Origin of the sequence: Cupriavidus malaysiensis, assembly GCF_001854325.1 — a bacterium.
Lineage (GTDB): Bacteria > Pseudomonadota > Gammaproteobacteria > Burkholderiales > Burkholderiaceae > Cupriavidus > Cupriavidus malaysiensis.
In genome coordinates, this window is record NZ_CP017755.1 from 1,213,837 (window position 1) to 1,239,618 (window position 25,782).

Annotated in this window: 22 protein-coding genes; 13 read left to right on the forward strand and 9 right to left on the reverse strand. The window is 71.2% G+C overall.

Going from position 1 to position 25,782, the window contains the following annotated elements; translation table 11 throughout:
• Positions 1-47 precede the first annotated feature (47 nt).
• Positions 48-1,019 carry a tripartite tricarboxylate transporter substrate binding protein gene (locus BKK80_RS25015; RefSeq protein WP_071039720.1) on the forward strand — a complete coding sequence of 324 codons (972 nt, stop codon included), beginning with the start codon at positions 48-50 and terminating at the stop codon, positions 1,017-1,019.
• 2 nt (positions 1,020-1,021) lie between these two features.
• The gene (locus BKK80_RS25020; RefSeq protein WP_071039721.1) at positions 1,022-2,620 is read left to right on the forward strand and encodes a gamma-glutamyltransferase family protein; all 1,599 of its coding nucleotides are present in this window, start codon (positions 1,022-1,024) and stop codon (positions 2,618-2,620) included.
• A gap of 16 nt (positions 2,621-2,636) precedes the next feature.
• Here the strand turns inward: BKK80_RS25020 and BKK80_RS25025 are convergent, their stop codons facing one another.
• Complete coding sequence (locus BKK80_RS25025; RefSeq protein ID WP_071071732.1) at positions 2,637-4,382, reverse strand: NAD(P)H dependent flavin oxidoreductase family protein; 1,746 nt, start codon at positions 4,380-4,382, stop codon at positions 2,637-2,639.
• A 120-nt stretch (positions 4,383-4,502) separates the two neighbouring features.
• Here BKK80_RS25025 and pdxR point away from each other — a divergent pair, with 120 nt between their 5' ends.
• Positions 4,503-5,927, forward strand: a complete 1,425-nt coding sequence (pdxR, locus tag BKK80_RS25030; protein ID WP_236903956.1) for a MocR-like pyridoxine biosynthesis transcription factor PdxR — start codon at positions 4,503-4,505, stop codon at positions 5,925-5,927.
• A 38-nt stretch (positions 5,928-5,965) separates the two neighbouring features.
• Here pdxR and BKK80_RS25035 read toward each other — a convergent pair whose 3' ends face one another.
• The 3 genes from BKK80_RS25035 to BKK80_RS25045 form a co-directional block, all read right to left on the reverse strand.
• The gene (locus tag BKK80_RS25035) at positions 5,966-6,394 is read right to left on the reverse strand and encodes a TOBE domain-containing protein (protein WP_071021125.1); all 429 of its coding nucleotides are present in this window, start codon (positions 6,392-6,394) and stop codon (positions 5,966-5,968) included.
• An 81-nt stretch (positions 6,395-6,475) separates the two neighbouring features.
• Entirely contained in the window at positions 6,476-7,492 is a 1,017-nt protein-coding gene (locus tag BKK80_RS25040; RefSeq protein WP_071071736.1) for a serine hydrolase domain-containing protein, read from the reverse strand.
• A gap of 139 nt (positions 7,493-7,631) precedes the next feature.
• Complete coding sequence (locus tag BKK80_RS25045; RefSeq protein WP_071039726.1) at positions 7,632-8,906, reverse strand: cytochrome P450; 1,275 nt, start codon at positions 8,904-8,906, stop codon at positions 7,632-7,634.
• 517 nt (positions 8,907-9,423) lie between these two features.
• Between BKK80_RS25045 and BKK80_RS25050 the strand changes: the two genes are divergently transcribed.
• Complete coding sequence (locus tag BKK80_RS25050) at positions 9,424-10,965, forward strand: methyl-accepting chemotaxis protein (RefSeq protein WP_071021117.1); 1,542 nt, start codon at positions 9,424-9,426, stop codon at positions 10,963-10,965.
• Between the two features lie 51 nt (positions 10,966-11,016).
• Here BKK80_RS25050 and BKK80_RS25055 read toward each other — a convergent pair whose 3' ends face one another.
• The 3 genes from BKK80_RS25055 to vapB all read right to left on the reverse strand — a co-directional run bounded on the left by BKK80_RS25055 (position 11,017) and on the right by vapB (position 12,143).
• Positions 11,017-11,385, reverse strand: a complete 369-nt coding sequence (locus tag BKK80_RS25055) for a c-type cytochrome (RefSeq protein ID WP_071021114.1) — start codon at positions 11,383-11,385, stop codon at positions 11,017-11,019.
• A 120-nt stretch (positions 11,386-11,505) separates the two neighbouring features.
• Entirely contained in the window at positions 11,506-11,907 is a 402-nt protein-coding gene (locus BKK80_RS25060; RefSeq protein WP_071021112.1) for a type II toxin-antitoxin system VapC family toxin, read from the reverse strand.
• Positions 11,907-12,143, reverse strand: a complete 237-nt coding sequence (gene vapB, locus BKK80_RS25065) for a type II toxin-antitoxin system VapB family antitoxin (RefSeq protein WP_071021111.1) — start codon at positions 12,141-12,143, stop codon at positions 11,907-11,909. The genes BKK80_RS25060 and vapB overlap by 1 nt, the downstream gene beginning before the upstream one ends.
• A 241-nt stretch (positions 12,144-12,384) precedes the next feature.
• Here vapB and imuA point away from each other — a divergent pair, with 241 nt between their 5' ends.
• The 6 genes from imuA (at position 12,385) to BKK80_RS25095 (ending at position 19,564) form a co-directional block, all read left to right on the forward strand.
• Entirely contained in the window at positions 12,385-13,269 is an 885-nt protein-coding gene (gene imuA / locus BKK80_RS25070; RefSeq protein ID WP_418235915.1) for a translesion DNA synthesis-associated protein ImuA, read from the forward strand.
• Positions 13,270-13,297: 28 nt separating this feature from the next.
• Positions 13,298-14,845, forward strand: a complete 1,548-nt coding sequence (locus BKK80_RS37240) for a Y-family DNA polymerase (RefSeq protein WP_071073293.1) — start codon at positions 13,298-13,300, stop codon at positions 14,843-14,845.
• The gene (locus tag BKK80_RS25080) at positions 14,842-18,213 is read left to right on the forward strand and encodes an error-prone DNA polymerase (protein WP_084085355.1); all 3,372 of its coding nucleotides are present in this window, start codon (positions 14,842-14,844) and stop codon (positions 18,211-18,213) included. The genes BKK80_RS37240 and BKK80_RS25080 overlap by 4 nt, the downstream gene beginning before the upstream one ends.
• Positions 18,214-18,389: 176 nt before the next feature.
• Positions 18,390-18,698, forward strand: a complete 309-nt coding sequence (locus BKK80_RS25085; RefSeq protein WP_071071739.1) for a hypothetical protein — start codon at positions 18,390-18,392, stop codon at positions 18,696-18,698.
• A 108-nt stretch (positions 18,699-18,806) separates the two neighbouring features.
• On the forward strand, positions 18,807-19,055 hold the full coding sequence (locus tag BKK80_RS25090) for a GlsB/YeaQ/YmgE family stress response membrane protein (protein WP_071021103.1): 249 nt from the start codon (positions 18,807-18,809) through the stop codon (positions 19,053-19,055).
• A 14-nt stretch (positions 19,056-19,069) separates the two neighbouring features.
• The gene (locus BKK80_RS25095) at positions 19,070-19,564 is read left to right on the forward strand and encodes a hypothetical protein (RefSeq protein ID WP_071021100.1); all 495 of its coding nucleotides are present in this window, start codon (positions 19,070-19,072) and stop codon (positions 19,562-19,564) included.
• A 117-nt stretch (positions 19,565-19,681) separates the two neighbouring features.
• Here the strand turns inward: BKK80_RS25095 and BKK80_RS25100 are convergent, their stop codons facing one another.
• A complete protein-coding gene (locus BKK80_RS25100; protein WP_071071741.1) occupies positions 19,682-20,692 on the reverse strand; it encodes an AraC family transcriptional regulator in 1,011 nt (336 codons plus the stop codon).
• Between the two features lie 152 nt (positions 20,693-20,844).
• Here BKK80_RS25100 and BKK80_RS25105 point away from each other — a divergent pair, with 152 nt between their 5' ends.
• The 3 genes from BKK80_RS25105 to BKK80_RS25115 all read left to right on the forward strand — a co-directional run bounded on the left by BKK80_RS25105 (position 20,845) and on the right by BKK80_RS25115 (position 24,443).
• Positions 20,845-22,314, forward strand: a complete 1,470-nt coding sequence (locus BKK80_RS25105) for an aldehyde dehydrogenase family protein (protein WP_071071743.1) — start codon at positions 20,845-20,847, stop codon at positions 22,312-22,314.
• A gap of 89 nt (positions 22,315-22,403) precedes the next feature.
• The gene (locus BKK80_RS25110; RefSeq protein ID WP_071021092.1) at positions 22,404-23,540 is read left to right on the forward strand and encodes an NAD(P)-dependent alcohol dehydrogenase; all 1,137 of its coding nucleotides are present in this window, start codon (positions 22,404-22,406) and stop codon (positions 23,538-23,540) included.
• Between the two features lie 72 nt (positions 23,541-23,612).
• On the forward strand, positions 23,613-24,443 hold the full coding sequence (locus BKK80_RS25115) for an alpha/beta hydrolase (RefSeq protein ID WP_071071745.1): 831 nt from the start codon (positions 23,613-23,615) through the stop codon (positions 24,441-24,443).
• A gap of 699 nt (positions 24,444-25,142) precedes the next feature.
• On the opposite strand, the gene BKK80_RS25120 is transcribed toward BKK80_RS25115, so the two are convergent.
• Positions 25,143-25,661 (reverse strand): MarR family winged helix-turn-helix transcriptional regulator, encoded by a 519-nt coding sequence (locus tag BKK80_RS25120; RefSeq protein ID WP_071071747.1) that lies wholly within the window; start codon positions 25,659-25,661, stop codon positions 25,143-25,145.
• Between the last annotated feature and the right edge of the window lie 121 nt (positions 25,662-25,782).

The following is a 25,782-nucleotide window of genomic DNA, read 5'->3' on the forward strand; positions in this document are numbered from 1 at the left end:
CCGCCGCCGCGGCGGCGCTTCCGCACCCGACTCCGCACCCGCCCAGCATGCCCTCCCTTTTCTCCCGCCTGTGCGCCGGCCTGGCCGCCGCGCTGCTGCTGTCAGTACCCGTGGCCGCACAGGTCTTTCCTAACCGGCCGCTGCATCTGGTGGTGCCCTATCCGCCGGGCGGCACCGCCGACGTGCTGGCGCGCCTGCTCGGCCAGCGTTTGTCGGAGCGCCTGGGCACCCCGGTGGTGGTCGACAACCGCGCCGGGGCGGGCACCGCCATCGGCAGCAAGTACGTGGCCCAGGCCGCGCCGGACGGCTACACGCTGCTGCTCGGCACGGTCAGCTCGCACGCGATGAATCCGGCGCTGACGCCGGTGGGGTACGACCCCGTGCAGGATTTCACGCCGATCACGCGCGTGGCCTCGGTGCCCTTCGTGGTGCTGGTCAATCCGGCCCTGCCGGTGAAGACCATGGGCGAGCTGGTCGCGCTGGCCAAGGCGCGCCCGGGGCAGATCACCTATGCCTCGGCCGGCACCGGCACCTCCAACCACCTGGCGGGCGAGCTGCTGGCGAAATCGGCCGGCATCCAGCTGCTGCACGTGCCCTACAAGGGCAGCGCGCCGGCGCTGGCCGACCTGCTGGGCGGCCAGGTCAGCCTGATGTTCGACCTGCAGGTCACGGCCAAGGCGCAGATCGAGGCCGGCACCGTGCGCGCGCTGGCCGTCACCGGGGCGCACCGCAGCAGCCTGCTGCCCAGGCTGCCCACCGTGGCCGAGTCCGGCCTGCCGGGCTTCGAGGTCAGCGCCTGGTTCGGCATCTTCGGCCCGGCCCGGCTGCCGCCCGCGGTGGTGGAGACACTGAACCGCAACCTGGTGGCGATCCTGAAGTCGCCGGAGATCCAGCAGCGTTTCAGTGCGCAGGGTGCCGAGGTGGAGTGGAGCAGCCCCGAGGCCTTCCGCACCTTCGTGCAGGCCGAGCACGCCAAGTGGGCCGGCCTGATCCAAGGCCAGAAGCTGGCCGCGCAGTAGCCATGGCGACGTCATTCCAAGCAATCGCCCCGGCACGCTGCCCGGCGGCCCGGGCCACCGTCCACGGCGACGAGATGGTGGTCGCCTCGCAACCGCTGGCGGCCCAGGCCGGCCTGGAGATGCTGGTGCTGGGCGGCAATGCCGCCGACGCCGCGATCGCTGCGGCGGCCGCCATCGCCGTGGTCGAGCCGACCAATAACTCGCTGGGCGGGGATGCCTTCGCGCAGGTCTGCCACGGCGGCCGCCTGCATGGCCTGAACGCCAGCGGCCGCGCCCCGCTCGCGCTCGACACCGCGCGGCTGGCCGGCCTGGCGGCGATGCCGCAGCGCGGCTGGGACAGCGTGACCGTGCCCGGCGCCGTGTCGGCCTGGAGCGCGCTGGCGCGCCGCTTCGGCCGGCTGCCGCTGTCGACGGTGCTGCTGCCGGCCATCCGCTATGCGCGCGACGGCTTCCCGGTGTCGCCGGGGGTGGCGCAGAAATGGCGCGAGCAGGTGGCCAAGCTGCAGGACCAGCCGGGCTTCGCCGCCTGCTACCTGCCCGGCGGGCGCGCGCCCGTCGCGGGCGAGCGTTTCGCCTTGCCGGCGCTGGCCGCCACGCTCGAGCGCATCGGCCGCAGCGGCGGCGAGGACTTCTACCGCGGCGAGACCGCATCCCTGCTCGACGCGCATGCGCGCGCGACCGGCGGCAGTCTGCGCCTGGCCGACCTGCACGCGCACCAGGCCGAGTGGGTCGAGCCATTGCAGGCACGTTACCGGGCGCTGTCGCTGGCCGAGCTGCCGCCCAACGGACAGGGCGCGGTGGCCTTGTTCGCGCTGGGCGTGCTGGCGCATCACGATCTCGCGCGGCATGGGCCGGACTCGGTCGCCTCCCTGCACCTGCAGATCGAGGCCATCAAGCTGGCCTTCGCGGAAATCGGCCCGCTGATCGGCGACGGCCCGGCGGCGCTGGCGGCCGTGCAGGCCGGTCTCGCGCCGGCGCGCCTGGCGGCGGCGGCCGCGCGCCTCCGCAGCGACGCCGCCGCCGATACCGGCCACCGTTTCGGCCCGCTGGCGGGCACGGTGTACCTGGCGGCCGGCGACCGCGACGGCATGATGGTGTCGCTGATCCAGTCCAACTACATGGGCTTCGGCTCGGGCGTGGCGGTGCCGGCGGCCGGCGTGTCGCTGCAGAACCGTGGCGCCTGCTTCAGCACCGATCCCGCCTCGCCGGCCTTCATCCGCGCCGGCGCGCGGCCCTTCCACACCATCCTGCCGGGCTTCGCTTTCGACGCGGACGGCCAGCCCATGGCCTTCGGCGCCACCGGCGGCACCTTCCAGCCCCAGGGGCATGTCCAGATGATGGTGCGGCTGCAGGACCATGGCCAGGACCTGCAGGCCATCGTCGACGCGCCGCGCTTCAAGGTCGGCGCCGGGCGCGCGGTGCACCTCGAGCCCGGCTTTCCGCCCGGTGTGGCGCAAGGGCTGGCCGCGCTCGGCCACGACGTGGTGGAGATGGACCGCAGCACCTGGGACTTCGGCGGCATGCAGATGCTGCGCCGCGCCGGCAATGCCTACGCCGGCGCCTGCGACGCCCGCCGCGACAGCCACGCGGCGGTGCGCTGAGCGCAGGGAGCATCCCTCAGGCGCGCACCAGCACATCCTCGAAGAAGGCGCCGATCGGCCGGGCGCGGTCGCGCACCTGGATCTCCAGCACCCAGATGCCGTCGTCCGGCACGAACTCGACGTCGGCCAGGCGGTGCTTGCCGTACAGCGCGTGCGGGAATTCCGAGACGCGGTGGCCGGGCACGTCCGCCACCAGTTCGCAGCCGTGCGCGTGCGCGAGCGTCTCGGCGTAGGCATACAGCGCCTTGCCGCTCATGCCGCCGAGCCAGGCCTGGCGCGCCGCGTCGAACACCGCGCGCGCGGCCTGCGCGCAGCGCCGGTGGTCGGCATCCTCGCCGAGCACGAAGGTGTCGCCATAGTCGCCTTCGTAGCCATCCCAGACCGGGCCCACGTCGATGACCACGATGTCGTCCGCGCGCAGGCGCCGCTCGCGTTGCGAGGGTTGGTGCCAGGTGTTGACCGAGTCGGCGCCGAAGCGCACATAGGTGGGATGCCAGTTGTAGGCGGAGCCCATGGCCTGCAGTTGCCGGTCGATCATGGCGATCGCTTCGCCGGTGGTGATGCCGGGGCGCAGCATGGCGGCGGCGGCATTGACCGCCTCGATCGAACGGCGCCGCGCCTCCAGCAGGGCCGTCATGCTGAAGCGCGGCCCGACCCGTTCCCAGGGATGGCGCGGCGCCGCCGCCGGCACGAAGGCCTCGGCGTGGAAGCGTGCCGGCGGCAGCCCGGCGGCGTGCAGGGCGGCACGCGCGTCGCGCACCATGCCGGGATGGCCGCAGGCGTAGACCCGTGCGCGCGCCCAGTCGTGGCGCCCGGCCAGGGCGGCATCCTGGACCCGTCCCGGCGTGGCGGCGCCGGCGGACAGCACCGGCTGCCAGCGCAAGGCGGGGTGTTGTGCCTGCAGCCGGTCGAGCCAGTCGGCGGCGTAGCAGTCCTCCGCCTCGCGGTTGCCCCAGTAGAGCGTGACCGAGCGGCAGGCGCCGCTGGCCAGGGCGGTCAGCAGGATGGGGCGCACGCCCGCGAAGCCGGTGCCGGTGGCGAGCAGGACGAGGTCTTGCCCGGCGTCGGCGCCATTCCTGGCTTCCCTGTCCGCCGCCTGCGGGGCAGGCCAGACGCAGTCGCCCTCGGGGCCTTCGAGGTGCAGCGTGTCGCCGGGCGCCAGCGTGCCGAGCGCGCGGTCGGTGAAGGCCCCGCTGGGAAGGCGGCGGATGTGGAATTCCAGCCGGCGCTTGCCTGCCGGTTCGCCAGCCGACTCACTCGCCGACTCACTCGCCGGTTCGCCCGGCACGTTGGCGATGGAAAAGCAGCGCAGGCTGCCGGGTTCCAGGCCGAGCCGCACATGCTGGCCGGCCTGCCAGTCGAACGGCGTCCCGCCCTGCACCTCGACCACCAGCCGCGCGATGGTGCGCGCCACGTACTCCAGCGAGACGACGCGGGCCGTGCGCGGCGCAGCCGCTGCGGCCGGCGCCTGCCAGTGCGGGAAGCGCAGCGTCAGGTCGCTGAGCGCGCGGCACTGGCACAGCAGCAGTTCCTGCTCCTGCACCGGATACGCGTACTCCGAGGGCGGGGCGATCCGTTCGTGCTGTCCGGCCATGACCTGCGCGCGGCACGAGCCGCATTCGCCGCGGCGGCAGGAGAAGGGCACGGCGAGGCCGGCGGCCAGCGCGGCATCCAGCAGGCTGGACTGGCTGTCGGCCGGGAAGCGGCGCGCGTCGGGCGCCAGGGTGCAGAGGAAGGCAGGACGGGTTGGCGAGTTGGCCATGCTTGACTCCGGTGGGGTTCGCGATGGCGCTCAATGTAGGGATAATGTGGACTTGTCAGAAGATCCATATTACAGAAATTGACCAGTCCACTTTCCCGGCGGACGCGCGGTGTCTCCAGCGTGGACCTCGCCACTGACGGGCCGCATCCGGGCGAGGTGAAGCAAGCCTGGGTCTACCGGCAGATCCGTGACGGCATCCTCGGCGGCGCGCTGCCGGCGGGCGCGCGCCTGCCGTCCACGCGCAGCCTCGCCGAGCGCTGGCAGCTGGCGCGCATGACGGTCGAGGCGGCCTACGACCAGTTGCGCGGCGAGGGCTACCTGGTCAGCGCGGTCGGTTCGGGCACCTATGTGAGCACGACGCTGCCGGACCGCTTCGTCACAGCCGCCGCCGCGTGCCCGCCGGCGCGCAGCGGCACGGCCGCTCCCGCTCCCGCTTCCGCCGCAGAGGCGCCGCGCGCGGCGCCGTTCGGCGCGCGGCTGGCGGATGCCGCCCTGTTCCCGCTGGACGAATGGCGCCGCCTGCTGGCCGGCTGCGCGCGCCGCATCACGCCAGCGCAGCTGTCGGCCGACGAGCCGCTCGGTGCCTGGCCGCTGCGCGAGCAGATCGCGCACTACCTGGGTACGGCGCGCGGTATCGCCTGCGACGCCGGGCAGGTGATCGTGCTCAGCGGCATCCGCCATGCGCTGGACCTGAGCGCGCGCCTGCTGCTGTCGGCGGGCGACCAGGTGCTGATCGAGGATCCCGCCTACATGAACGCCGAGCCGATCTTCCGCCAGTACGCCGCGCGCGTGGTGCCGCTGCCGGTCGACCAGGACGGCTTCGCGCCCGCCGCGGCGCGGCGCTACCGGCGCGCGCGCCTGGCCTACGTGACGCCGGCCCACCAGTCGCCGCTGGGCATGGCCATGCCCGCGGCGCGCCGCATGGCGCTGCTCGACTGGGCCGGGCAGAACGACTGCTGGATCCTGGAGGACGACTACGACAGCGAGTTCAACTATGAACGCCTGCCGCTGCCGGCGCTGAAGTCACTGGACGAGGGCGATCGCGTGATCCACTGCGGCAGCTTCAACAAGACGCTGTTCGCCGCGCTGCGCATCGGCTATGCGGTGCTGCCGCGCCGGCTGGTGCCGGCCTTCTCGGAGCTGCGCCGCATCACCGGGCGCTCGAACAGCGTGATCGAGCAACTGGCCCTGGCCGAGTTCCTGCGCAGTGGGGCCTTCGCGCGCCACCTGCGCCGCGCCCGCGCGGCCTACCAGCAGCGGCGCGACCGCGTGCTGCAGTGCCTGCGCGAGGCGGTGGGCGAGGCGGCCTTGCGTGTCAGCGGCGAGCAGGCGGGCTTCCATTTCGTCTGGTGGCTGCCGCCGGGCCTCGACGAGGCGGCCGTGCTGGCCGCCGCGCGGGCGCACGGCCTGCGTCTCGAGTCCCTGTCCGCCTTGTGCCACCGCGTGTCCCTGCCGCCCGGCGTGCTGGTCGGCTTCAGCGCATGGCAGGACGAGGAGGTGGTCCGCCTGGGCGAGATGCTGCACGGCTTGCTGCGCCGGCGCTGAGGTCCCGACCGGCCGGGCGGGAATTTCCCGGGCGCGGATCAGGTCCGCACCGCCAGCAGGACGCTGGAGGCCTTGAAGATGGCCACGGCGGCGCTGCCGGCGGCCAGGCCCAGGCTGGCTACGCTGTCGTTGGTGATGATGGCGACGACCTCGCCGCCCTGGGGCAGGGCGATGCGCACCTCGCTGTTGACCGCTCCGGTGGCGACATGGCTGACGGTGCCGGCGAGCTGGTTGCGGGCCGACAGCAGCATGCCCGGATCGGGCACGCCGACGATCACCGACGATGCTTTGACCAGGGCCACCACGTCCTTGCCCGTGGCCAGCCCGAGGCGCTCGGTGCTGCTGCGGGTGATGGTGGCGACGATGCGTGCGCCGCCGGGGATCTCGACCTCGATCTCGTCGTGGACCGCGCCCTGGTGCAAGGCGGCGACCTTGCCGTCCCACTGGTTTCTTGCGCTGGTTTTCATCTGGCTTGTCTCCGCAGGGTAGGGGCGCCGCATGGCGCGGCACGGTCAACGATAGCAGAGGAGGGGGGTGGCACCCCACGTTCATTCGCTGACGCAGGCCTGCAGCCAGCGCACCGCCGCATGCTCGCCGGGCAGTATCCATTGCGCTGCATCGTGCATCAGGCGCAGTCCGCGGTTACTGTTGCTCAGCAGCACCACGGCACGCCGCTCGGCCGGGCTGCCCATGACGAAGGCGCGCACGCCCGGCATCTTGCCCCACTGGAAGAAGGCGCCGCGCGCCGTCTCGATGCCCCAGCCCAGCCCCCAGCCGATGCCGGAGCCGGCAGTGGGCGCCGCTTCCGTCTCGAGCGACAGCACGCTGTCGCGCGGCGCCGGCAGGACCGGCTCCAGCCATTGCCGGTGCGTGGCCGGGCGCAGGCGCTCGCCACGCAGCGCCGCCTGCACGAAGCGCGCATAGTCGTGCGCCGTGGTGTGCAGCGAGTACGAGGCATGCGCGCCCGGCGGGTAGTGCTTGGCGGTGCGCTTGTCGTGCTCGTGCGGATGGACGAAGTTGCCGGCGAAGCGCGGCTGCCATTCCAGGCTGGACGAAGCCATGCCGAGCGGGGCGAACACCAGGCGCCGCGCCAGGGCTTCGAGCGGCTCGCCGGTGACGGCTTCGAGCGCGGACTGCAGGTAGCCGAAGCCGACGCTGGAATAGCTGAAGCGCTCGCCCGGGGCGAAATAGGTGCGCAGCGGCTCGCTGCCGCGCAGGTTGGGCAGGCCGCCGGTGTGGCTCAGCACGTGGCGGGCGGTGATGGCCGCGGCGCGCGCATCGCCGGCGACCAGCGGGGGCGTGAAGGCCGCCAGCGGCGCATCGAGGTCCAGCACCCCGGCGTCGGCCAGCTGCAGCACCGCGTAGGACACCAGGGGCTTGGTCAGCGAGGCCACGTCGAACACGGTGCCGGCATCGACCGGCGTGCCGTCGTTGCGGTCGCGCACGCCGCCGCAGGCCAGCAGGATGTCGTCGTCGCGGATGCAGGACAGCGCGGCGCCGGCCACGCCGGTCTCGTGCAGACGGTGGTTCAGGCGGTCCTGCAGGACGGTGGCGGTGAGGGTCATCGGGAGGGGACGGGAACGTGGTGCGGGGCGGCCAGGGCGTGGCGGATAGCGGGACGGAAGCCTGCGGCGGGCCGGGGCGGCCGCCGCCGAAGGCTGGCATGGGACGCGGCGGCAGGGCGCTGGCGCGCCCCGTGCCGGCTCAGCCCGGGATCCGCACCGGCAGGTGCGAGAAGCCGTGCACGAAGGACGAGCGCACCCGCGTCGGCGGGCCCATCACCTCGATCACCGGGAAGCGCGGCAGCAGTTCTTCCCACAGGACCTTGAGCTGCAGCTCGGCGATGCGGCTGCCCACGCAGCGGTGGATGCCGAAGCCGAAGGACAGGTGCTGGCGGGCCCGCTCGCGGTCGACCAGGAAGCGGTCGGGCTCGGCGATCATGCTGTCGTCGCGGTTGGCCGACAGGTACCACATGGCCAGCTTGTCGCCCTTGCGGATGGTCTTGCCGCCCAGCTCGGTGTCCTCGGTGGCGGTGCGGCGCATATAGGCCAGCGGCGTCTGCCAGCGGATGATCTCGGGCACCAGGCTGTCCACCAGGTTGGGATCGGCGCGCAGCTTGGCCATTTCCTGCGGGTTCTGGTGCAGGGCCAGCAGGCCGCCGGTCATGGAGTTGCGCGTGGTGTCGTTGCCGCCGACGATCAGCAGCGCCAGGTTGCCCATGAATTCCATCGGGCCCATCGCGCGCGTGGCCGGGCTGTGGGCCAGCATCGATACCAGGTTCATGCTGGGCGGCGCGTTGACGCGCTCGTTCCACAGGCGCGTGAAATAGGCCAGCATCTTGTGCAGCTCGGCCATGCGCACCTCGGGATCGGGCGCATCGGGGTTGGTGCGCTTGTTGGAAGTGATCATGTCCGACCAGTGCGTCAGCAGGCGGCGGTCCTCCAGCGGGAAGTCGAACAGGGTGGCCAGCATCAGCGTGGTCAGCTCGACCGAGACCCGCTCCACCCAGTTGAAGGTTTCATTGCGCGGCAGGCTGTCCAGCACGCGGCAGGTGCGCTCGCGGATCAGGCTTTCCCAGGCGCCCAGGTTGCCCGGCGAGGCGATCGGGCTGACCACCTTGCGTTCTTCGTCGTGCTTGGGCGGGTCCATGGCGATGAACATCTGCAGGCGCTCCTCGCCCGGCGGGAAATCCATCAGCGTGATGCCGCCGCGTGTCCAGTCGGACGAGAACAGCTCGTGGTGGGTTTCCACGTGCATGATGTCGCGGTAGCGCGTCACCGACCAGTAGTGGCCGATGCCCTCGATCGGGCTGCAGGAGCGGTGGACCGGATCCTCGCGGCGCAGGCGCGCGAAGATGTCGCCGATGGTGTCGTCCACGAACCATTGCGGATCGGCCGGATCGATGCCGTCGAGCGGCATGGTTGCGATGTGCGCGCGTGCATCCTGCGCGGCGGGGTCGGACAGCAGGTTTCCCGTCATGGGCTGGTTCCTCGTGTCAACCTGGATCGATGGCTCCCCCGCTGCAGGATGGTCGAGCCGAAGCCTGGCCGGGAGCCGCCTTGTGCTGCGCCTGCAATTGCGATGGCCGGAGGCGACGCGCGCCGTTCCTGTCCGCCGTTGTTGTCCGCCGTTGTTGTCCGTTCTGGTCGATGGCAGGGATGCGCGGGGGCCGGACCGCCAGCCAGAATCTTCCGGCCCGCATCTCTTGTCAAGGCGGGCAAGTGCGGACGGGGGCCGCCTGCCGGCATCGGCAGGCGGCGCGTCGCGCTGCGTCCAGGCGGCTGATTTCGTTAGGCTTCCCGCACTTTGTGCATACATTTTCAGCAATATATCGGGGCTAACCCCTAAGGTATTCCCCGGATTCGTCGTTAACCCTGATGCGCCGTAGGCACGCCCATGAGACTGCCTGCCGCGGCCGGGGGAACGGGCGGAAGGCGGCCTCGCCGATCTTCGCAGCCCGTCGCTGTCAATGTTCGGGTAAGAAGGTAAGAAGAAAATGAAGAATCTTGGAATAGGCGTGCGTCTCGGTATCGGCTTCGGTGTCGTCCTGCTGTTGTCGATGCTGATGACCGGCCTGGGCATCTTCCGACTGCACCAGGTGGCACGGCACACGGAAGAGATGATGCAGGTGCCGCTCGCCAAGGAGCGCATCGTCAGCGACTGGTACCGGCTGATGTACGCCAGCGTGCGCCGCACCACCGCGGTGGCGCGCAGTTCCGACCCGGCGCTGGGCGCGTTCTTCGCCGACGAGACGAAGTTCTCCGCCGACTCCATGGCCAAGCTGCGCGACCAGCTGGGGCCGATGCTGTCGACGGACGATGAGAAGGCCGCACTGGCCAGGATCGTCGAAGTGCGCAATCCCTACAACGCTTCGCGCGACAAGATCACCAAGCTGAAGGAAGCGGGCCAGGCCGACGCCGCCAACGAAGTGCTCGCCAAGGAATTCGTGCCGGCCGGCGAGGCCTACCTGGGCGCGCTGGAAAAGCTGCTGGACATCCAGCGCCGCAGCATCGACGCGACCGCGCGCGACATCAACGGTATCTACGAGTCGGCGCGCAACGGCCTGATCGTGCTGGGCGTCTTCGTGCTGGCCATCGGCGCCGCGCTCTCGGCCTGGCTGACGCGCGGCATCGTGCGGCCGCTGCATCGCGCGGTCGGCGTGGCGCGCACCGTGGCCGCGGGCGACCTGACCAGCCGCATCGAAGCCGAAGGCAAGGACGAGACCGCCCAGCTGCTGCACGCGCTCGGCGACATGAACGAGAACCTGCTGCGCATCGTGCATCAGGTGCGCAGCTGCACGGACTCGATCGCCACCGGCACCGGCCAGATCGCCGCCGGCAATACCGACCTGTCGCAGCGCACCGAGGAGCAGGCCTCGTCGCTGCAGCAGACCGCCGCCAGCATGGAAGAGCTGACCGGCATCGTGCGCCAGAACGCCGACAACGCGCGCCAGGCCAGCGGCCTCGCCGTCAATGCCTCGCAGATCGCCGTGCGCGGCGGCGAGGTGGTGGGCGAGGTGGTCGACACCATGGACCAGATCAACGGCGCCTCGAAGAAGGTGGTGGACATCATCGCCGTGATCGAGGGCATTGCCTTCCAGACCAATATCCTGGCGCTGAACGCGGCGGTGGAAGCGGCGCGCGCGGGCGAGCAGGGCCGCGGCTTCGCCGTGGTGGCGGGCGAGGTGCGCAGCCTGGCCCAGCGCAGCGCCACCGCGGCCAAGGAGATCAAGGCCCTGATCGGCGATTCGGCCGAGCGCGTGGAAAAGGGTTCGCAGCTGGTGGCGCAGGCCGGCCAGACCATGGCCGGTATCGTCGACGCGGTCAAGCGCGTGACCGACATCATGGGCGAGATCAGCGCCGCCTCGCATGAGCAGAGCGCCGGCATCGAGCAGGTCAACCAGGCCGTCACGCAGATGGACACCGTCACCCAGCAGAACGCCGCGCTGGTGGAGCAGGCCGCCGCGGCCGCGGGCTCGCTCGAAGAGCAGGCCAGCCGGCTGACCCAGGCCGTATCGTCGTTCCGCCTGGCCGCCTGAGGCCGGGGCAGGCAGGGCGGGCCGCCCGCAGCGCGTGCCCGCCCGCCAGGGCTAGCGGAAGGTCCGCAGGTAGGCCAGCAGGTTCTCGATCTGCTGCGCGTTGCCGATGCCCCAGAAACGCATGCGCGTGCCCGGCACCACCTTGTCCGGCGACTGGATGAACGCGCTCAGCGTGGCATCCGTCCACACGATGCCCGAGGCCTTCATGGCCGCCGAGTACTGGTAGTCGGTGGTCGAGCCCGCATGCCGGCCGAACAGGCCGTTGAGCTGCGGGCCGAAGGCGCCGCGCGCCGAAGGGCCCACGCTGTGGCAGGAGGCGCAGCGGGTGGTGAACAGGGCTTTGCCGGCCAGCGCGTCGCCGGCGGCGTGCGCGGCGGGCGGCAGGGCCAGGATCAGGGCGCAGAGGAGCGCGTGTCTCATGTGACGGAGAGGAGGAAGGCAGGGGATCACGCGCCGTATTGTAGACGGGCGTGGCCGGGCGGCTTCCCGTCGCCATCCCCGTCGCCATCCCCGTCGCCATCGTCGTCGCCATCTCCGTCGCTATCCCTGCAACCAGTTCTCCAGCCGCAGGCCCGGATAGTGCGCGAAGTCTCTTTCGTTGTTGGTGACCAGGACCAGGTCCAGTGCCAGCGCATGGGCTGCGATCAGCTTGTCCAGATGGTCCTTCCTGCGCTCGCGCGTCGCCTGCCGGACGGGGCCGTAGGCCCGCGCCGCGGCCGCCTCGAAGGGCATCACCGGAATGTCCTCGACCAGCGAGGCGAGGTGCAGGCGTTCCCGGGCGGGGTCGGCCGACACGGCGACGCCGTATTCCAGTTCGGCATAGGTGATGGCAGACATCACCACGTCACCGACATAGCATTGCGCAAAGCGTCTCGCCACCTGCTCGGGCTGGTCCCGCATCAGGTAGATGCACATATTGGTGTCGAGCATGAAGCGCGGCATCAGAGGGCCTCGCGCTCGTCCTGGCCGTGCTCGTCGCGGCCCTCGGCCATGAAGTCCGGGCCGAATTTCGCGAACTTCTCCAGAACCCCGGCCAGCGGCCGGCGCGCCGGGCGGATGCGGATCTCGTCGCCGATGCGCTCGATCTCCAGTTCCACGTCGGTGCGGTCGTAGGCCAGGTCGGCCGGAATACGCACGGCCTGCGAGTTGCCGTTCTTGAAGAGGCGTGTGGTGTGCATGGGATGCCTGCTCACGGATGTGCGGTGGATGTACTGGATGTACTATAGGCCGCCGCCTGCCTGATGTAAATCCATGTGTGTACATTGAGGCGGCCGAGCCGGCAGGGACGACGGGCGAACGACGAGCATGCGCGCGTGAGCCCGGCCTGGCCCCCGCTTGCCTCTATCCAGAAATACTGTATAAATATACAGTATCGGATTTTTCCAGCCACCGGCATCAGACAGGTGGCGCACAGCAGACATGATTTCGCCATCGCACGCCATGCCGGCCACCGCCGTCCCCACGCCGGCGCCGGCGCAGGAGGACTGGCTCTCCGCGCCGCCACGGCCGTCGCTCCCATCGCCATCGCTTTCCCCGGCGCAGCGGATGCAGGCGCTGGACGCGCTGGAACGGCGCTATCCCGGCCTGTGGCGGGCCGGGCAGCTCGGCCAGGCCGCCCGCCTGCCGGTCTGCCCCTGCGGCCATGCCGCGCTGGCGGCCGAGCTGCCCGGTGGCGGCTGGCCGCTCGGTGCCTTGAGCGAGTTGCTGCTGGCCGAGAGCGGGGTGGGGGAACTGCGCCTGCTGCGGCCGGCGCTGCAGGCGCTGGCGGCGCAAGGACGCGCGCTGGCGCTGGTGGGGGCGCCGCACGTGCCCAATGCGGCCGGGCTGGCAGCCTGGGGCCTGCCGGCGCAGCGCCTGTACTGGGTGCGCGCCGGGCGCGGCGCCGACCTGACCTGGGCGGCCGAGCAGATCCTGCGCAGCCAGGCTTTCGGCGGCGTGCTGCTGTGGTTGCCCGGCGCGCGGCCCGAGACCATCCGCCGGCTGCAGGTGCTGGCGCAGGCGGGCGATGCGGCGGTGTGGGTGATGCGGCCGGCCGCGGCACAGCGCGAATCGTCGCCGGCGGTGCTGCGGCTGCTGCTGTCGCCGCTGCCGGGCAATGCCTTGTCGATCGCCTTCCACAAGCGGCGCGGACCGTTGCGCGAGGCGCCGCTGGTGCTGCCGCTGGGCGGCATGGAGGCGGTGCCGTCCGGGCTCGCCGCGGCGCTCGCGGAGGCCGCGCCGGGCCAGCCGGAGGCAGCGGCCGAGCCGGGCGCGCCGGCGCCGGCTGTCGTGCGGCAGGGCGCGGTGCCGGCCGCGGTCGCGTGAGAGCCGGTCGATGTCGCCGATGTCGTCGATGCCGTTCTGGATCGCGGTGCACCTGCCGCGCCTGCCCCTGGATGCCTTGCAGCCGGCCTGGCCCGGCGCGCAGGTGCGGGCCTTGCCCGGCCTGCTGGAGCAGGCCGCGCCGGTGGCCGTGCTGGAGCAGGAGCGGGTCGTGCTGGCCAACGCCGCGGCCATGGCGCTGGGCGTGCGCTACGGCATGCGGCGCGGCGGCGTGCAGGCGCTGTCGGCCGAGGTCGTGCAGCTCGAGCGCGAGCCGGCCGCCGAAGCCGAGCTGATGGCGGCGGCGGCGCTGGCGCTGCTGCGCTTCACGCCGCAGGTGGCCTGCGATGACGAGGGCGCCACCCTGATGCTCGACGTCAGCGCCAGCCTGCGCCTGTTCGGCGGCCATCGCGCGCTGTGCCGCGCGGTGCGGGCCTGCGTGCGGCGGCTGGGCGCGGTGCCCCAGCTCGGCTGCGGCAGCAGCGCGCGGGGCGCGGCCTGGCTGGCCGCGCAGCCGCTGCGGCGCGGCCGGCACGGCGCCGTGGTGCGGCCGCCGCGGCGCGCGCTGCGTCCCGCCCGCATGGCGCGGCTGCTGGACCGGCTGCCGGTCGAGGCCCTGTACCGGCTGGCCGATCCCGCCTGGCTCGACGGCATCGGCTGCCGCACCGTGGGCGAGGTGCGCGCGCTGCCACGCGCCGCGCTCAAGCGGCGCGTTGGGCCGGGCCTGCTGGAGGGGCTGGACCAGGCGTATGGCGAGGCGCCGGACAGCCTGCCCTGGTTCGTCGCGCCGCCGGTCTTCGCCCGCCGCATGGACCTGCCGGGCCGCATCGAAGGTGCCGAGGGCGTGCTGGCCGGCGCGCAGCGGCTGCTGCTGGCGATGGCCGGCTGGCTGGCCGGGCAGCAGGCGGGCGCGACCCGTTTCGTGCTGGTGCTGGAGCACGAGCGCTACCGCGCCGGCGAGGCGCCGCAGGGCACGCCGGTGGAGGTGGCGCTGGCCCAGCCCAGCCGCGATCCCGAACACCTGTCGAAGCTGCTGCAGGAGCGCCTGGGCCAGTTGCGCTTCGGTGCGCCGGTGGTCGGCCTGGGTCTGAAGGTGGAAGCGATGCAGGAGAGCCTGCCGCGCAGCGCCTCGCTGTTCCCCGAGCCCGGCGCCGAGGCGGCCGCGCTGGGGCGTGTGCTCGACACGCTGGTGGCGCGGCTGGGCCGCGACGGCGTGCTGCAGCCGCGGCCGCTGGCCGACCACCGTCCCGAACGCGCCAGCCGCTGGTGCGCGCTGGACGAGGACGCGCCGGGGCCGGCGCTGCCGGCCGGCATCCCGCTGCCCGAGCGGCCGCTGTGGCTGCTGGCCGAGCCGGTGCCGCTGGCGGCGCGGCAGGAGCGGCCCTGCCATGGCGGTCCGATGCGGCTGCTGACCCGCCCCGAGCGCATCGAGTCCGGCTGGTGGGACGGCGCGCTGGCCTCGCGCGACTACTACATCGCCGAGCGTAGCGACGGCGTGCGCTGCTGGGTCTATTGCGTGTACCTCGGCCACGGCGCGGACGTCACCGCGCACTGGTACCTGCACGGCCTCTTCGCATGACGACCGCCGGCGCGCGCGGGGCCGGCGGCCCCGCATCCCCTGCATGGCCCGGCATCGCCGCCGGCGCCGGCGCGGTGGTGGCGCTGCCCGACTACGTCGAGCTGCACTGCCTCTCCAATTTCACCTTCCTGACCGGCGCCTCCCATCCCGCCGAACTGCTCGAACGCGCCTTCGCGCTCGGCTACCGCGGGCTGGCGCTGACCGACGAATGCTCGGTGGCCGGCACCGCGCGCGCCTACCAGGCGCTCAAGGACCTGCGCCGGCGCGAGCAGGAACGGGCGGAAGCCGGCGAGGCGGCGGAGGCCGGGCGCGCGGCCGCCTTCCAGTTGCTGATCGGCAGCCGCTTCACGCTGACCCCGCCTGCGGGCGCGCCGGACGATGGCGGTATGCCGGCGCTGCGCCTGGTGCTGCTGGCGACGGATCGCGCCGGCTTCGGCAACCTGTGCGAACTGATCACGCTGGGCCGCCGCCGCGCGGACAAGGGCAGCTACCGGCTGCACCCGCAGGACCTGGCCGCGTCGGTGGAAGGCGCGGCGGAGGGGGCGGCGGAGGAGGGGGCGGCGGACTGGCAGCACGGTTTGCGCGGCATGCCCGGCTGCCTGGCGCTGTTGCTGCCCGACTACTGCGCCGACCCCGAACGGCTGCTGGCGCAGGCGCAATGGTGCCGCGCGCAGTTCGGCGCGCGCGCCTGGATGGCGCTGGAACTGCACCAGGGCCATGCCGACAACCTGCACCGCGAGCGGGTGCTGGCGGCGGCCGCGCGCAGCGGGCTGCCGCTGGCGGCCAGCGGCGCGGTCACCATGCACGTGCGCTCGCGCAAGCCGCTGGCCGACGTGCTGACCGCGATCCGCCTGCGCCAGCCGCTGTCGGCCTGCGGCCTGGCGCTGGCGCCGAATGCCGAGGCGCGCCTGCGCCAGCGCCAGCGGCTCGGGCGCCTCTACCCGCTGGAGGCGCTGGCGCAGACGGTGCATATCGCCTCGCTGTGCCATTTCTCGCTGGGCGACCTGCGCTACGAGTACCCGGAGGAGCTGGTGCCCGAGGGCCGGACGGCCATCGATTACCTGCGCGAGGAGGTGGACAAGGGCCGGCGGCAGCGTTTTCCCGAGGGGATGCAGGAGTCGTGGGCGAAGCAGCTCGAGGAAGAGCTCAAGCTGATCGAGGCCAAGCAGTACGAGCATTTCTTCCTGACCGTGCATGACATCGTGCGCCAGGCGCGCCACCTGGGCATCCTGTGCCAGGGGCGCGGCTCGGCGGCCAACTCGCTGGTCTGCTACTGCCTCTATATCACCGAGGTCCATCCCGAGCAGACGCAGATGCTGTTCGGCCGCTTCCTCTCGGCCGAGCGCGACGAGCCGCCCGATATCGACGTCGACTTCGAGCACCAGCGGCGCGAGGAGGTGATCCAGTACATCTACAGCAAGTACGGCCGCGACCGTGCCGCGCTGGCCGCCTCGCTGATCACCTACCGCTCGCGCAGCGCGCTGCGCGACGTGGGGCGCGCGCTCGGCATCGACGCCGGCGTGGTCGAGCAGGTGGTCAAGGGCCAGGCCTGGTGGGACGGCGACCAGGCCTTCCTGGAGCGCATCGCGCGCCACGGGCTCGACCCCGGGTCGCCGGCGGTGCGGTCGTGGGCCGAACTCGCCGGGCAGCTGCGCGGCTTCCCGCGCCACCTGTCGCAGCACGTGGGCGGCTTCGTGATCGCGCGCGGCCGGCTGTCGCGGCTGGTGCCGATCGAGAACGCCGCCATGCCGGACCGCAGCGTGATCCAGTGGGACAAGGACGACCTGGAGTCGCTGGGCCTGCTCAAGGTGGACGTGCTGGCGCTGGGCATGCTGTCGGCGATCCGGCGCGCGCTGGCCATGATCCAGGACTACAGCGGCGCGCACGGGCGCATGGAAGAGCTGCCGCGCGAGGACACGGCAACCTACGACATGATCTGCCGTGCCGAGACCATCGGCGTGTTCCAGGTCGAGTCGCGCGCGCAGCAGACCATGCTGCCGCGCCTGCGGCCGCGCAATTTCTACGACCTGGTGGTGGAGGTGGCCATCGTGCGCCCCGGCCCCATCCAGGGCGGCATGGTCCATCCCTACCTGAAGCAGCGCGAGGCGGCGCGCCGTAACGGCAAGCCGCCGCACTACCTCAACGCGGTCATCGAAAAGGTGCTGGGGCGCACGCTGGGCGTGCCCATCTTCCAGGAGCAGGTGATGCAGCTCGCCATCGATGCGGCCGATTTCACGCCGGGCGAGGCCGACCTGCTGCGCCGCTCGATGGCGGCCTGGCGGCGCAAGGGCGACCTCAAGCGCCACCAGGACAAGCTGGTCGCGGGCTTCGTCCGGAACGGCTACCCCGAAGCGTTCGCGCAGCGCATCTGCAAGCAGATCGAGGGCTTCGGCGAGTACGGTTTCCCCGAGAGCCATGCGGCCAGCTTCGCCAAGCTGGTCTATGTCAGCGCCTGGATCAAGCGCCACCATCCGGCGGCCTTCCTGTGCGCGCTGCTCAACAGCCAGCCGATGGGCTTCTATTCGCCGTCGCAGCTGGTGCAGGATGCCGGCCGCAACGGCGTGCGCGTGCTGCCGGTGGACGTCGGCGAGAGCTGCTGGGACAGCACGCTAGTCCTGCGCGACGGGCAGCCGTGGCGGGAGGGCGCGCCGCCGCCGGACGTGCGGCTCGGCCTGGGGCGGGTCAAGGGCATGCGCAAGGAGGCCGCCGCGCGCATCGAGGCGGCGCGCGCCGCGCGCCCCTTCGCCAGCGTGGAGGACCTGGCCCTGCGCGCCGCGCTGGACCGCCACGACATCGACGCGCTGGCCGCCGCCGACGCACTGGCCAGCCTCGCCGGCCACCGCCGCCAGGCGCGCTGGCAGGCGCGCGCGGCCGCGCTGCAGTCGGCCCACCGCGACCTGCTCTACGAAGCGCCGCCGGCCGAGTCGGCGCTGGCGCTGCCGGCGCCGCGCCTGGGCGAGGAGGTGGCGGCCGACTACACCAGCCTGGGCCTGTCGCTCAAGGCCCATCCGCTGGCGCTGCTGCGCCGCCGCCTGCAGGCCATGCGCTTCGCCACCGCGCGCGAGCTGGCCGACTGCCCCGACGGCCGCCGCGTGCGTGCCTGCGGCATCGTCACCGTGCGCCAGCGGCCGGCCACCGCCAGCGGCACCATCTTCACCTCCATCGAGGACGAGACCGGCGCCGTCAACGTGATCCTGTGGCCGGACCTGATCGAGCGCGAGCGCAAGACCGTGCTGGGGGCCCGGCTGCTCGGCGTCAGCGGGACCTGGCAGCGCCAGGGCGAGGTCCGCCACCTGGTGGCCGAGCAGCTGGTGGACCTGAGCGGGCTGCTCGGGCGGCTGGCGGTCAGCAGCCGCGATTTCCACTGAGCGCCGGCCTTATCGATTGCAAACGATTGTCAGCGGCCGCGCGGCTCACCCCGGCATGGACCAGTCCGCCGATACGAACTGTTACACCGATGTGGGCGTTCCGGGTCAACACGCTCTGCAATCCGGCCGTTCTGGCAGATAACGCGCAAGCAAGCGCGTACAACCTGGAGCCTGACATGAAGAAAGCACTCGCCACCCTGACCACCCTGAGCCTTGGCCTGTTCGCCGCCGGCGCTTTCGCGCAGGCACCCGCCACGCCCGCAGCGCCGGCCGCACCCGCAGCGCCCGCGGCAGCCGCCGCACCGGCCACGCCCGCGACAGCGGACAAGACCGCCACGAAGACGGCAAAGCCTGCCCACAAGGCGCACGCCAGCCACACCAAGCACACCAAGCACGCCAAGCCGATGACGCCGGCGAAGGCGGCGGCACCGGCACCGGCGCCGGCCGCAGCCACGCCGGCCGCACCGGCCAAGCCTGCCCAGTAAGCCGCGAAGCAATGAAGCAATGAAGCAGTGAAGCAGTGAAGCAGTGCGCGACACGATAGACCGGGGCGTGCCAGGCGGCACGCCCGACCTTGCTAGCGAGATTCTTCCATGCACCTGATATGGACCATCCTGATTGGCTTCATCGCCGGCCTTGTCGCGCGGGCCATCACGCCGGGGCGCGGCCCGAGCGGCTTCTTTCTCACCGCCGCGCTGGGCATCGGCGGCGCGCTTGCCGCCACCTTCATCGGGCAGGCGCTGCGCTGGTACCGGCCCGGTCAGTCGGCCGGCTTTCTCGGCGCGGTGGTCGGCGCGGTGCTGCTGCTCGTTCTCTATCACCTCTTCAACAAGAAAGACTGAGCCAGGAACACACGATGGGATGGACAGATCTGTTGCAGCAGGCCGCGGGCGCGCTCGGCGTCGACGGCGGCCAGTCATTCGAGCAGGCAGCGCGCGAGGCGGCGCCCGGTGCGCTGGGGCAGGGCCTGGCCGATGCCTTCCGCTCCGGCCAGACCGCGCCATTCTCCGAGATGGTCGGCCAGTTGTTCGGGCAGTCCAACGGCACCCAGCAGGCCGGCATGCTCAATGAACTGCTGGCCCTGGTGGGGCCGGCCGTGCTGTCGCAGGCCGCCGGCGGCGCGCTGGGCAGCGTGATGGCGCCGGGTGCCACGCAGGTGAGTGCCGAGCAGGCCGGCCAGCTCACGCCGGAACAGGTGCAGGCCATTGCTGCCCATGCCGAGCAGGCGCACCCGGGCGTGGTCGAGCGGCTGGGGCATTTCTATGCCGAGCATCCGACCCTGGTCAAGACGCTGGGCAGCGCCGCGCTGGCCATCGCACTGGCCAGGCTGAAGGAGCGCCAGCAGGGCTGACGCCGACACGATGCCACAGGAAGTGGAGTCCCGGCCCCCGCAAGGCCGGGGGCTCCGTTCGCAACGGTGCCCGGGGGCACCGTTTTTTTTGCCCTGTCTTGCTCTGTCGCCGCGCACTCAGCGTCGCGCGCGCGTGTCCGACGGCCGTTCGCCGAATGCCTGCCGGTAGTCCGCGGCGAATTGTCCGAGATGGCCGAAGCCCCAGCGTGCCGCGATCTCCGTGACCGAAGCGGGATCATCCGGCGCCTGCAGCGCCGCCCTTGCGCGCTGCAGGCGGACCTCCTTCAGGTAGCGCATCACGCCGATGCCGCGCCATTGGTGAAACGCGCGCTGCAGCGTACGCGCGCTGCAGCGCGCGGCGGTCGCGATGGCCGAGACCGTCAGCGGCTGGCCGGCGCATTCGTCGATGAAGGCGGCCGCGCGCTTCACGCAGGCAGGCGCGATGCCGCCGCCCGCGGGCATCGCCTCGGCGAGCTGTTCGCCGAACAGGCTCATGATCAGCATCTCTTCCGCCAGCGGCAACTGCATCGCCTTCAGCGCCGGTGGTGTGTCGGGATGCAGGAGCTGCCGGAGCGCCTGCACCGACGCAAGCCAGCGCTCACGGCGCCGCGCTTCCAGCAGCGCGCACGATGACAGCGCGCCCGGCGGCTCGCGGCCACACACGCGGCGCCACAGTTCGGCGATCCGCTGCGTGTCGATGCGCACGCCCATCTGCACGTTGTCTTCGCTGTAGTGGAATTGCGCGCGTTCGTTCGAGGCGACCAGCACGGTCGAACCGGGGCCACCCGCGTGCGCGAGCCCGCCGCTACGGATGTCCGCATGCCCGGCCAGCGTGGTGAGCACGAGCACGAAACTGCCGAAGATCTCGGGCCGGATGGTGATCTCCGTCCCGTACGCGAACCACGAGAGCGCGCTGCTGTCGCCCTCCAGGTTGAACAGGGTGGCCGGCTTCGCGCGGTGGCGCGCCGCGGTGAAGCGATAGGGGCGGTAGATCCTGCCGATCTCGCGGCGGGCGTGTTCCAGATCGTCCGATTCGAACAGCAGCGCGCCGGGAGGGATGTCGCTGGCAGACAGCAGCGGTGCAAATGGCAGTGGGGGCATGCCGGAGCGGGAGAGCAGGTCGTTCACGTTTGTCCCTCCTGGCGGAAGCAGGCACGGGCAGCGGCGGTGCGATGAAAAACGGCGCGTTTCGGATGCCCGTGGCACGGAATCGATAGCTGCCCGGAAACGCGCCGGCGATCATGGAGCCGTGTTGAACCTTGGACGGAGCGTGCGCAGCCATGAAACTTTCGATAGGCAGGAATTATACGGCGTACATCAACGGCGGCTTCGCGCGGCAGGGCGGCGCGACCTTCGCCGCGCTCAACCCTGCGACGGGGGAACACCTGGCGGATATCGCGCGATGCGGTGCCGCCGATGTCGCCGCGGCGGTCGAGGCCGCGCGACGGGCATTTCCCGCCTGGAAGGCGACGAGCTACGAAACGCGGGCCGCGCTGCTGAACCGGCTGGCCGATGCACTGGAGCAGGCGCTGCCGCGCCTCGCGACGATCGACGCGATGGATATCGGCCGGCGTATCGCCGAAACACGTCTCGATCACGAAAAAGCCATTGCTCAATACCGATATTTCGCCGGAGCGATTCTGACGCATGAAGGCTACGGAAGGCCGATTCCCGACGGCTACCTGATCGCGAAGCGTGAGCCGATTGGCGTCGTCGGCCAGATCATTCCCTGGAACGTGCCGGCATTGATGGTTGCCCTGAAGGTGGCGCCGGCCGTGGCGGCGGGCAACACCGTGGTGCTCAAGCCGGATGAGAACGCCTCGCTGTCGACGCTGGCGTTCGCGGAAATCGCCGGCAGCATTTTCCCGCCGGGCGTGATCAATGTCGTGCCGGGGTTTGGCGACGAGGTCGGTGCCGCGCTGACTTCGCATCCGGGCGTGGCGAAACTTGCCTTCACCGGCAGTCCGGAGGTCGGGCGGATCATCGGCCGCGCCGGCGCCGACCGACTCGTGCCGGTATCGCTGGAGCTGGGCGGAAAGAGTCCCAACATCGTGTTCCCGGACGTGGGCAATCTCGACGCGGTCGTCGACGACGCGCTGTTCGCGGCGATGTACTGCAACGGGCAGTCGTGCCTCGCCGGCACGCGGCTCTTCGTGCATGACGACATCTATGCCGCCTTCGTCGACAAGCTGGCGGCCGCCGCGGCAAGCATGAAGGTCGGCGCTCCGCTCGACGAGACGGTTCACCTGAGTTGCCTCGTGTCCGCGAAGCAGGGCGAGCGGGTACTTGACTACATCCGCATCGGCAGGGAAGAGGGCGCGAAGGTGCTGTTCGGCGGCGAGCGCGTGCAGGTGGCCGATTGCGATGCCGGTTACTTCATCGCGCCGACCTTGCTGGAAGTGCGCAACAGCATGCGTGTCGCGCAGGAAGAGATCTTCGGCCCCGTGCTGAGCATCATCCGCTGGAGCGATGTCGACCGCATGCTGGCGGAGGCGAACGACGTGCCGTACGGGCTCGCCGCCGGAATCTACACCACGGATCTCGAACAGGCGATGCGGACAGCCGATGCGCTGGAGGCGGGCTCGGTGTGGATCAACCAGTATTTCAACCTCGCGAGCGGGGTGCCGTTCGGCGGCATCAAGGAGAGCGGGATCGGGGTCGAGCATTGCCACGAAACCCTCAAGCTCTATTCGCAGCTGAAATCCATCACGATCCGCAACCGCATCGGCGAACCGTGGTTCGTCGCCTAGCTTGTTTGTGATGTGACACAGGACGCCAACGACAGACGCGGCCCGTTCCTCCGGTTCAGGGTCGCGCAGATCACTGAGGAGACACGCCAATGAACACGCCCCCTTATCGCGAAATCGTCGCCGCCGTCACCCGTTCCAAGGGTGCGCCATTCCTGCTGGAACCGGCCCGCCTGCGCGCGCCGGTGGACGACGAGGTGCTGGTACGTATCGTCGCGGCGGGCATGTGCCATACCGACCTGATCATCCGCGACCAGTACTATCCGGTGCCGCTGCCCGCCGTGCTGGGGCACGAAGGCGCGGGCGTCGTCGAAGCCGTCGGCCCTGGGGTCAGGTCGCTGGTGCCAGGCGATCACGTGGTGCTCAGCTACGGCCATTGCGGACATTGCCTGACCTGCGCAGCGGGACGGACGTCGTATTGCGCGGACTTCTACGCGCAGAATTTCGGCGGTGGCGGGCAGGATGGGCGCGGCGCGATCACGGCGCCGGACGGGACGCCGATCCACGACCACTTCTTCTCCCAATCCTCGTTCGCGACGTTCGCGCTGAGCCGTGAACGCAGCGCAATCAAGGTGCCCAGGCATGCGCCGCTGCAATTGCTGGGGCCGCTCGGCTGCGGGATACAGACGGGCGCCGGCGCGGTCATCCATTCACTGAAAGTGACGCCGGGCAGCCGCTTTCTCGTGCTTGGCGCTGGCGCGGTCGGGATGTCCGCGGTGCTCGCCGCCCGGCTCGCCGGCGCCGCAACCATCATCGCGCTCGACATCGTGCCCGGCCGCCTGGCGCTCGCACGCGAGATCGGCGCGACGCATGCGCTCAATAGCCGCGACTCCGGCTGGGTCGATGCCGTTCGCGCCATCACCGGTGGCGGCGTCGATTTCGCGCTCGAGTCAACCGGGCGGCCGGAGATCCTCGCGCAAGGCGTCTCGGCGCTCGCGCCGCTGGGCGTGCTCGGCGTCGTCGGCGCCTCCCCGCTAGGGACCAAGGCGGGATTCGACCTCAACGAGCTGATGATCGCCGGCAAGCGCATTCAAGGCATCTGCGAGGGAGATAGCGTACCCCTCAGATTCATTCCCGAGCTGGTGGAGCTGCATCTGCAAGGCCGCTTCGCCTTCGACAAGCTGGTAACGTTCTACCCGTTCAACGACATCAACCGGGCCGCGGCGGACAGCGAAGCCGGCACGGCGCTGAAGCCGATCCTGCTCATGGATAGCGCCGCCGAGCTTTGAAGCTTTGAGGCCCTGAAGCTCGGGCGCCGGGCAGCACGCTCTTTTCTTGCAAGCAACGATACGCATCCAAACATGACGACCACACTCTATCGCGGCATGGACCGCCCCGCTCTCGACGCCGCCTACGACAACACCAAGGCCATCCCCGACTTTCCCGCCGTGCTGGCGGACTTCCGGGCGCGCAGCGCGGCGCTCTACGCGGCCGCGCCGTGCCGGCGCGACCTGCGCTACGGCGATCGTCCCCGCGAGCGCTACGACTGGATCGCCTGCGGCCAGCCCGACGCGCCGACCTTCGTCTTCATCCATGGTGGCTACTGGCAGAACTGTGACAAGGAGGACTTCGCCTTTATCGCCGGCGGGCCGCTCGCGCGGGGCTTCAACGTGGTCCTGGTCGAGTACACGCTCGCGCCCGAGGCATCGATGACGCGGATCGTCGGCGAGATCGGCCGCCTGCTCGACCACCTGGCGGCGGATCGCGATGGTCTCGGCACCGCTGGCCGCCCGCTCGTGCTGAGCGGGCATTCGGCGGGCGGGCACCTGACGGCGCAGTTCCGCGCGCATCCGGCCGTGACGGCCGCGCTGCCGATCAGCGCCCTGGTCGACCTGGAGCCGATCGCGCTGTCGTGGCTCGATGACAAGCTGAGGCTGTCGGCGCAGGAGGTCGATGCCTACAGCCCGCTGCGCCATGTCGGCAAGGGCGCGCCGACCGTGGTCGCGGTCGGCGGCGCGGAGCTGCCCGAGCTCGTGCGTCATTCGGACGAGTATGCGGCAGCCTGTGCCACGGCCGGCGAAGCGGTCGAACTGATCCACTTGCCGCATTGCACGCACTTTTCGGTACTCGACGACCTGGCGCGTCCCGACGGCCGCTTGCTGCAGGCGCTGTCGGCACGCCGGGTGGAGTGAAGGATGGCGTGATCGGTGCCGGGCGCCACCGGGCGCCACCGGGGTGAACGCCGTGCCGGCAGGGCCGGCGCTGCTGCAATGCGATGGACGGCAGGTGGAACGCCGGCCATGGCAAGGCCGGCGATTCCGTTCGGAACGGTGCCCGTGGGCACCGTTTTTTTCTTGCATACTCGCCAGGCGGACTTCGCGGCACGCACGAGAGACGCTGTGTGTGCCGCGCGCCCGTCCTGGCGCGCCGCCGGTGCCGATGGCCGGCAGCCGGCGGCGCGGGGGCTCAGCCTGGTGCCGGGTCAGAACGCATAGCGCACGCCCAGGGTGCCCTGCAGCGAGTGACCGCTGCCGCCGAACACCTGCATCGGCCGGATGCAAGGCGGTGGCGGCGGAAGGGGAAGGGAAGGGCATGGACATCGCGGAAACTCTGGAGCGGGTGTTGGACGGAGATGCCTGCGGGGGCAGGAGCGGTCCTGGGGACGGCGCGTACGCGCCAAGCCGGACCTGGCGGGAAAGTCCGGCACGCCGCGCGGCTTCGTCGGTCGCCGCCCGTTTCTCTCGCGCCGGGCGGGGTTTCCCCCCGGCTTTGCGCGCGTCGGCTGCCGTGCGTGGACGCGCGCGCATGCCGCCTTCAGTCAGCCAGAAAGTCAGCCAGGGCGGGATGGCCCGCCCGCGCCATCGGCCCCGCCCGCTTCGCCTACGTGGGTCCTACTCCGCATCGGCCTCCGCCGTCTCGGCTGCTCCCGTCTCGCCGTCGATCCGCTTCATGTTGTCCAGGATCTTCAGCAGGTAGTGCAGGGCGTGCGTCAAGTCCTCCGTCGAGAAGCCCACCAGCAGTTCGCGGTAGAAGTCGGCGATCTTGGGCTGGGCCAGCACCAGCCAGACGTGACGCCCGGACTCGGTCATGGTCACGATGCGCGAGCGCCGGTCGGCCGGGTCCGGCGCGATGCCGACATGGCCATCGCGCTCCATGCGGCTGATCAGTCCGGACAGGTTCTGGCGGCTGACCATCAGGTAGCGCGCCAGGTCGCCGATGCTCATGCCCGCCTTCGCCTTGTCGCGCGAGAGCGCGCCGAGCACCGCCCACTGCTGGGTGGTCAGTCCTTCCTCTTCGACGGCACGCGATCCGGTTTTATGCAACATATTTGCACATTGGTAGAGCCGGAAGAACAGGTTGTTGGCCAGCGTCAGCTTAGCGTCTAGCGTCAATTTATTAGGGTTATCCATGGGAATTCCAAAGGCGAGCGACTTGCAATCGGGCGTGGCTATGCCTAATATACGTCAACATATTTACGTTAATGGCTTATCTCACCGACCTGCGATGACGCGCAGGCCGGATCACATCCAG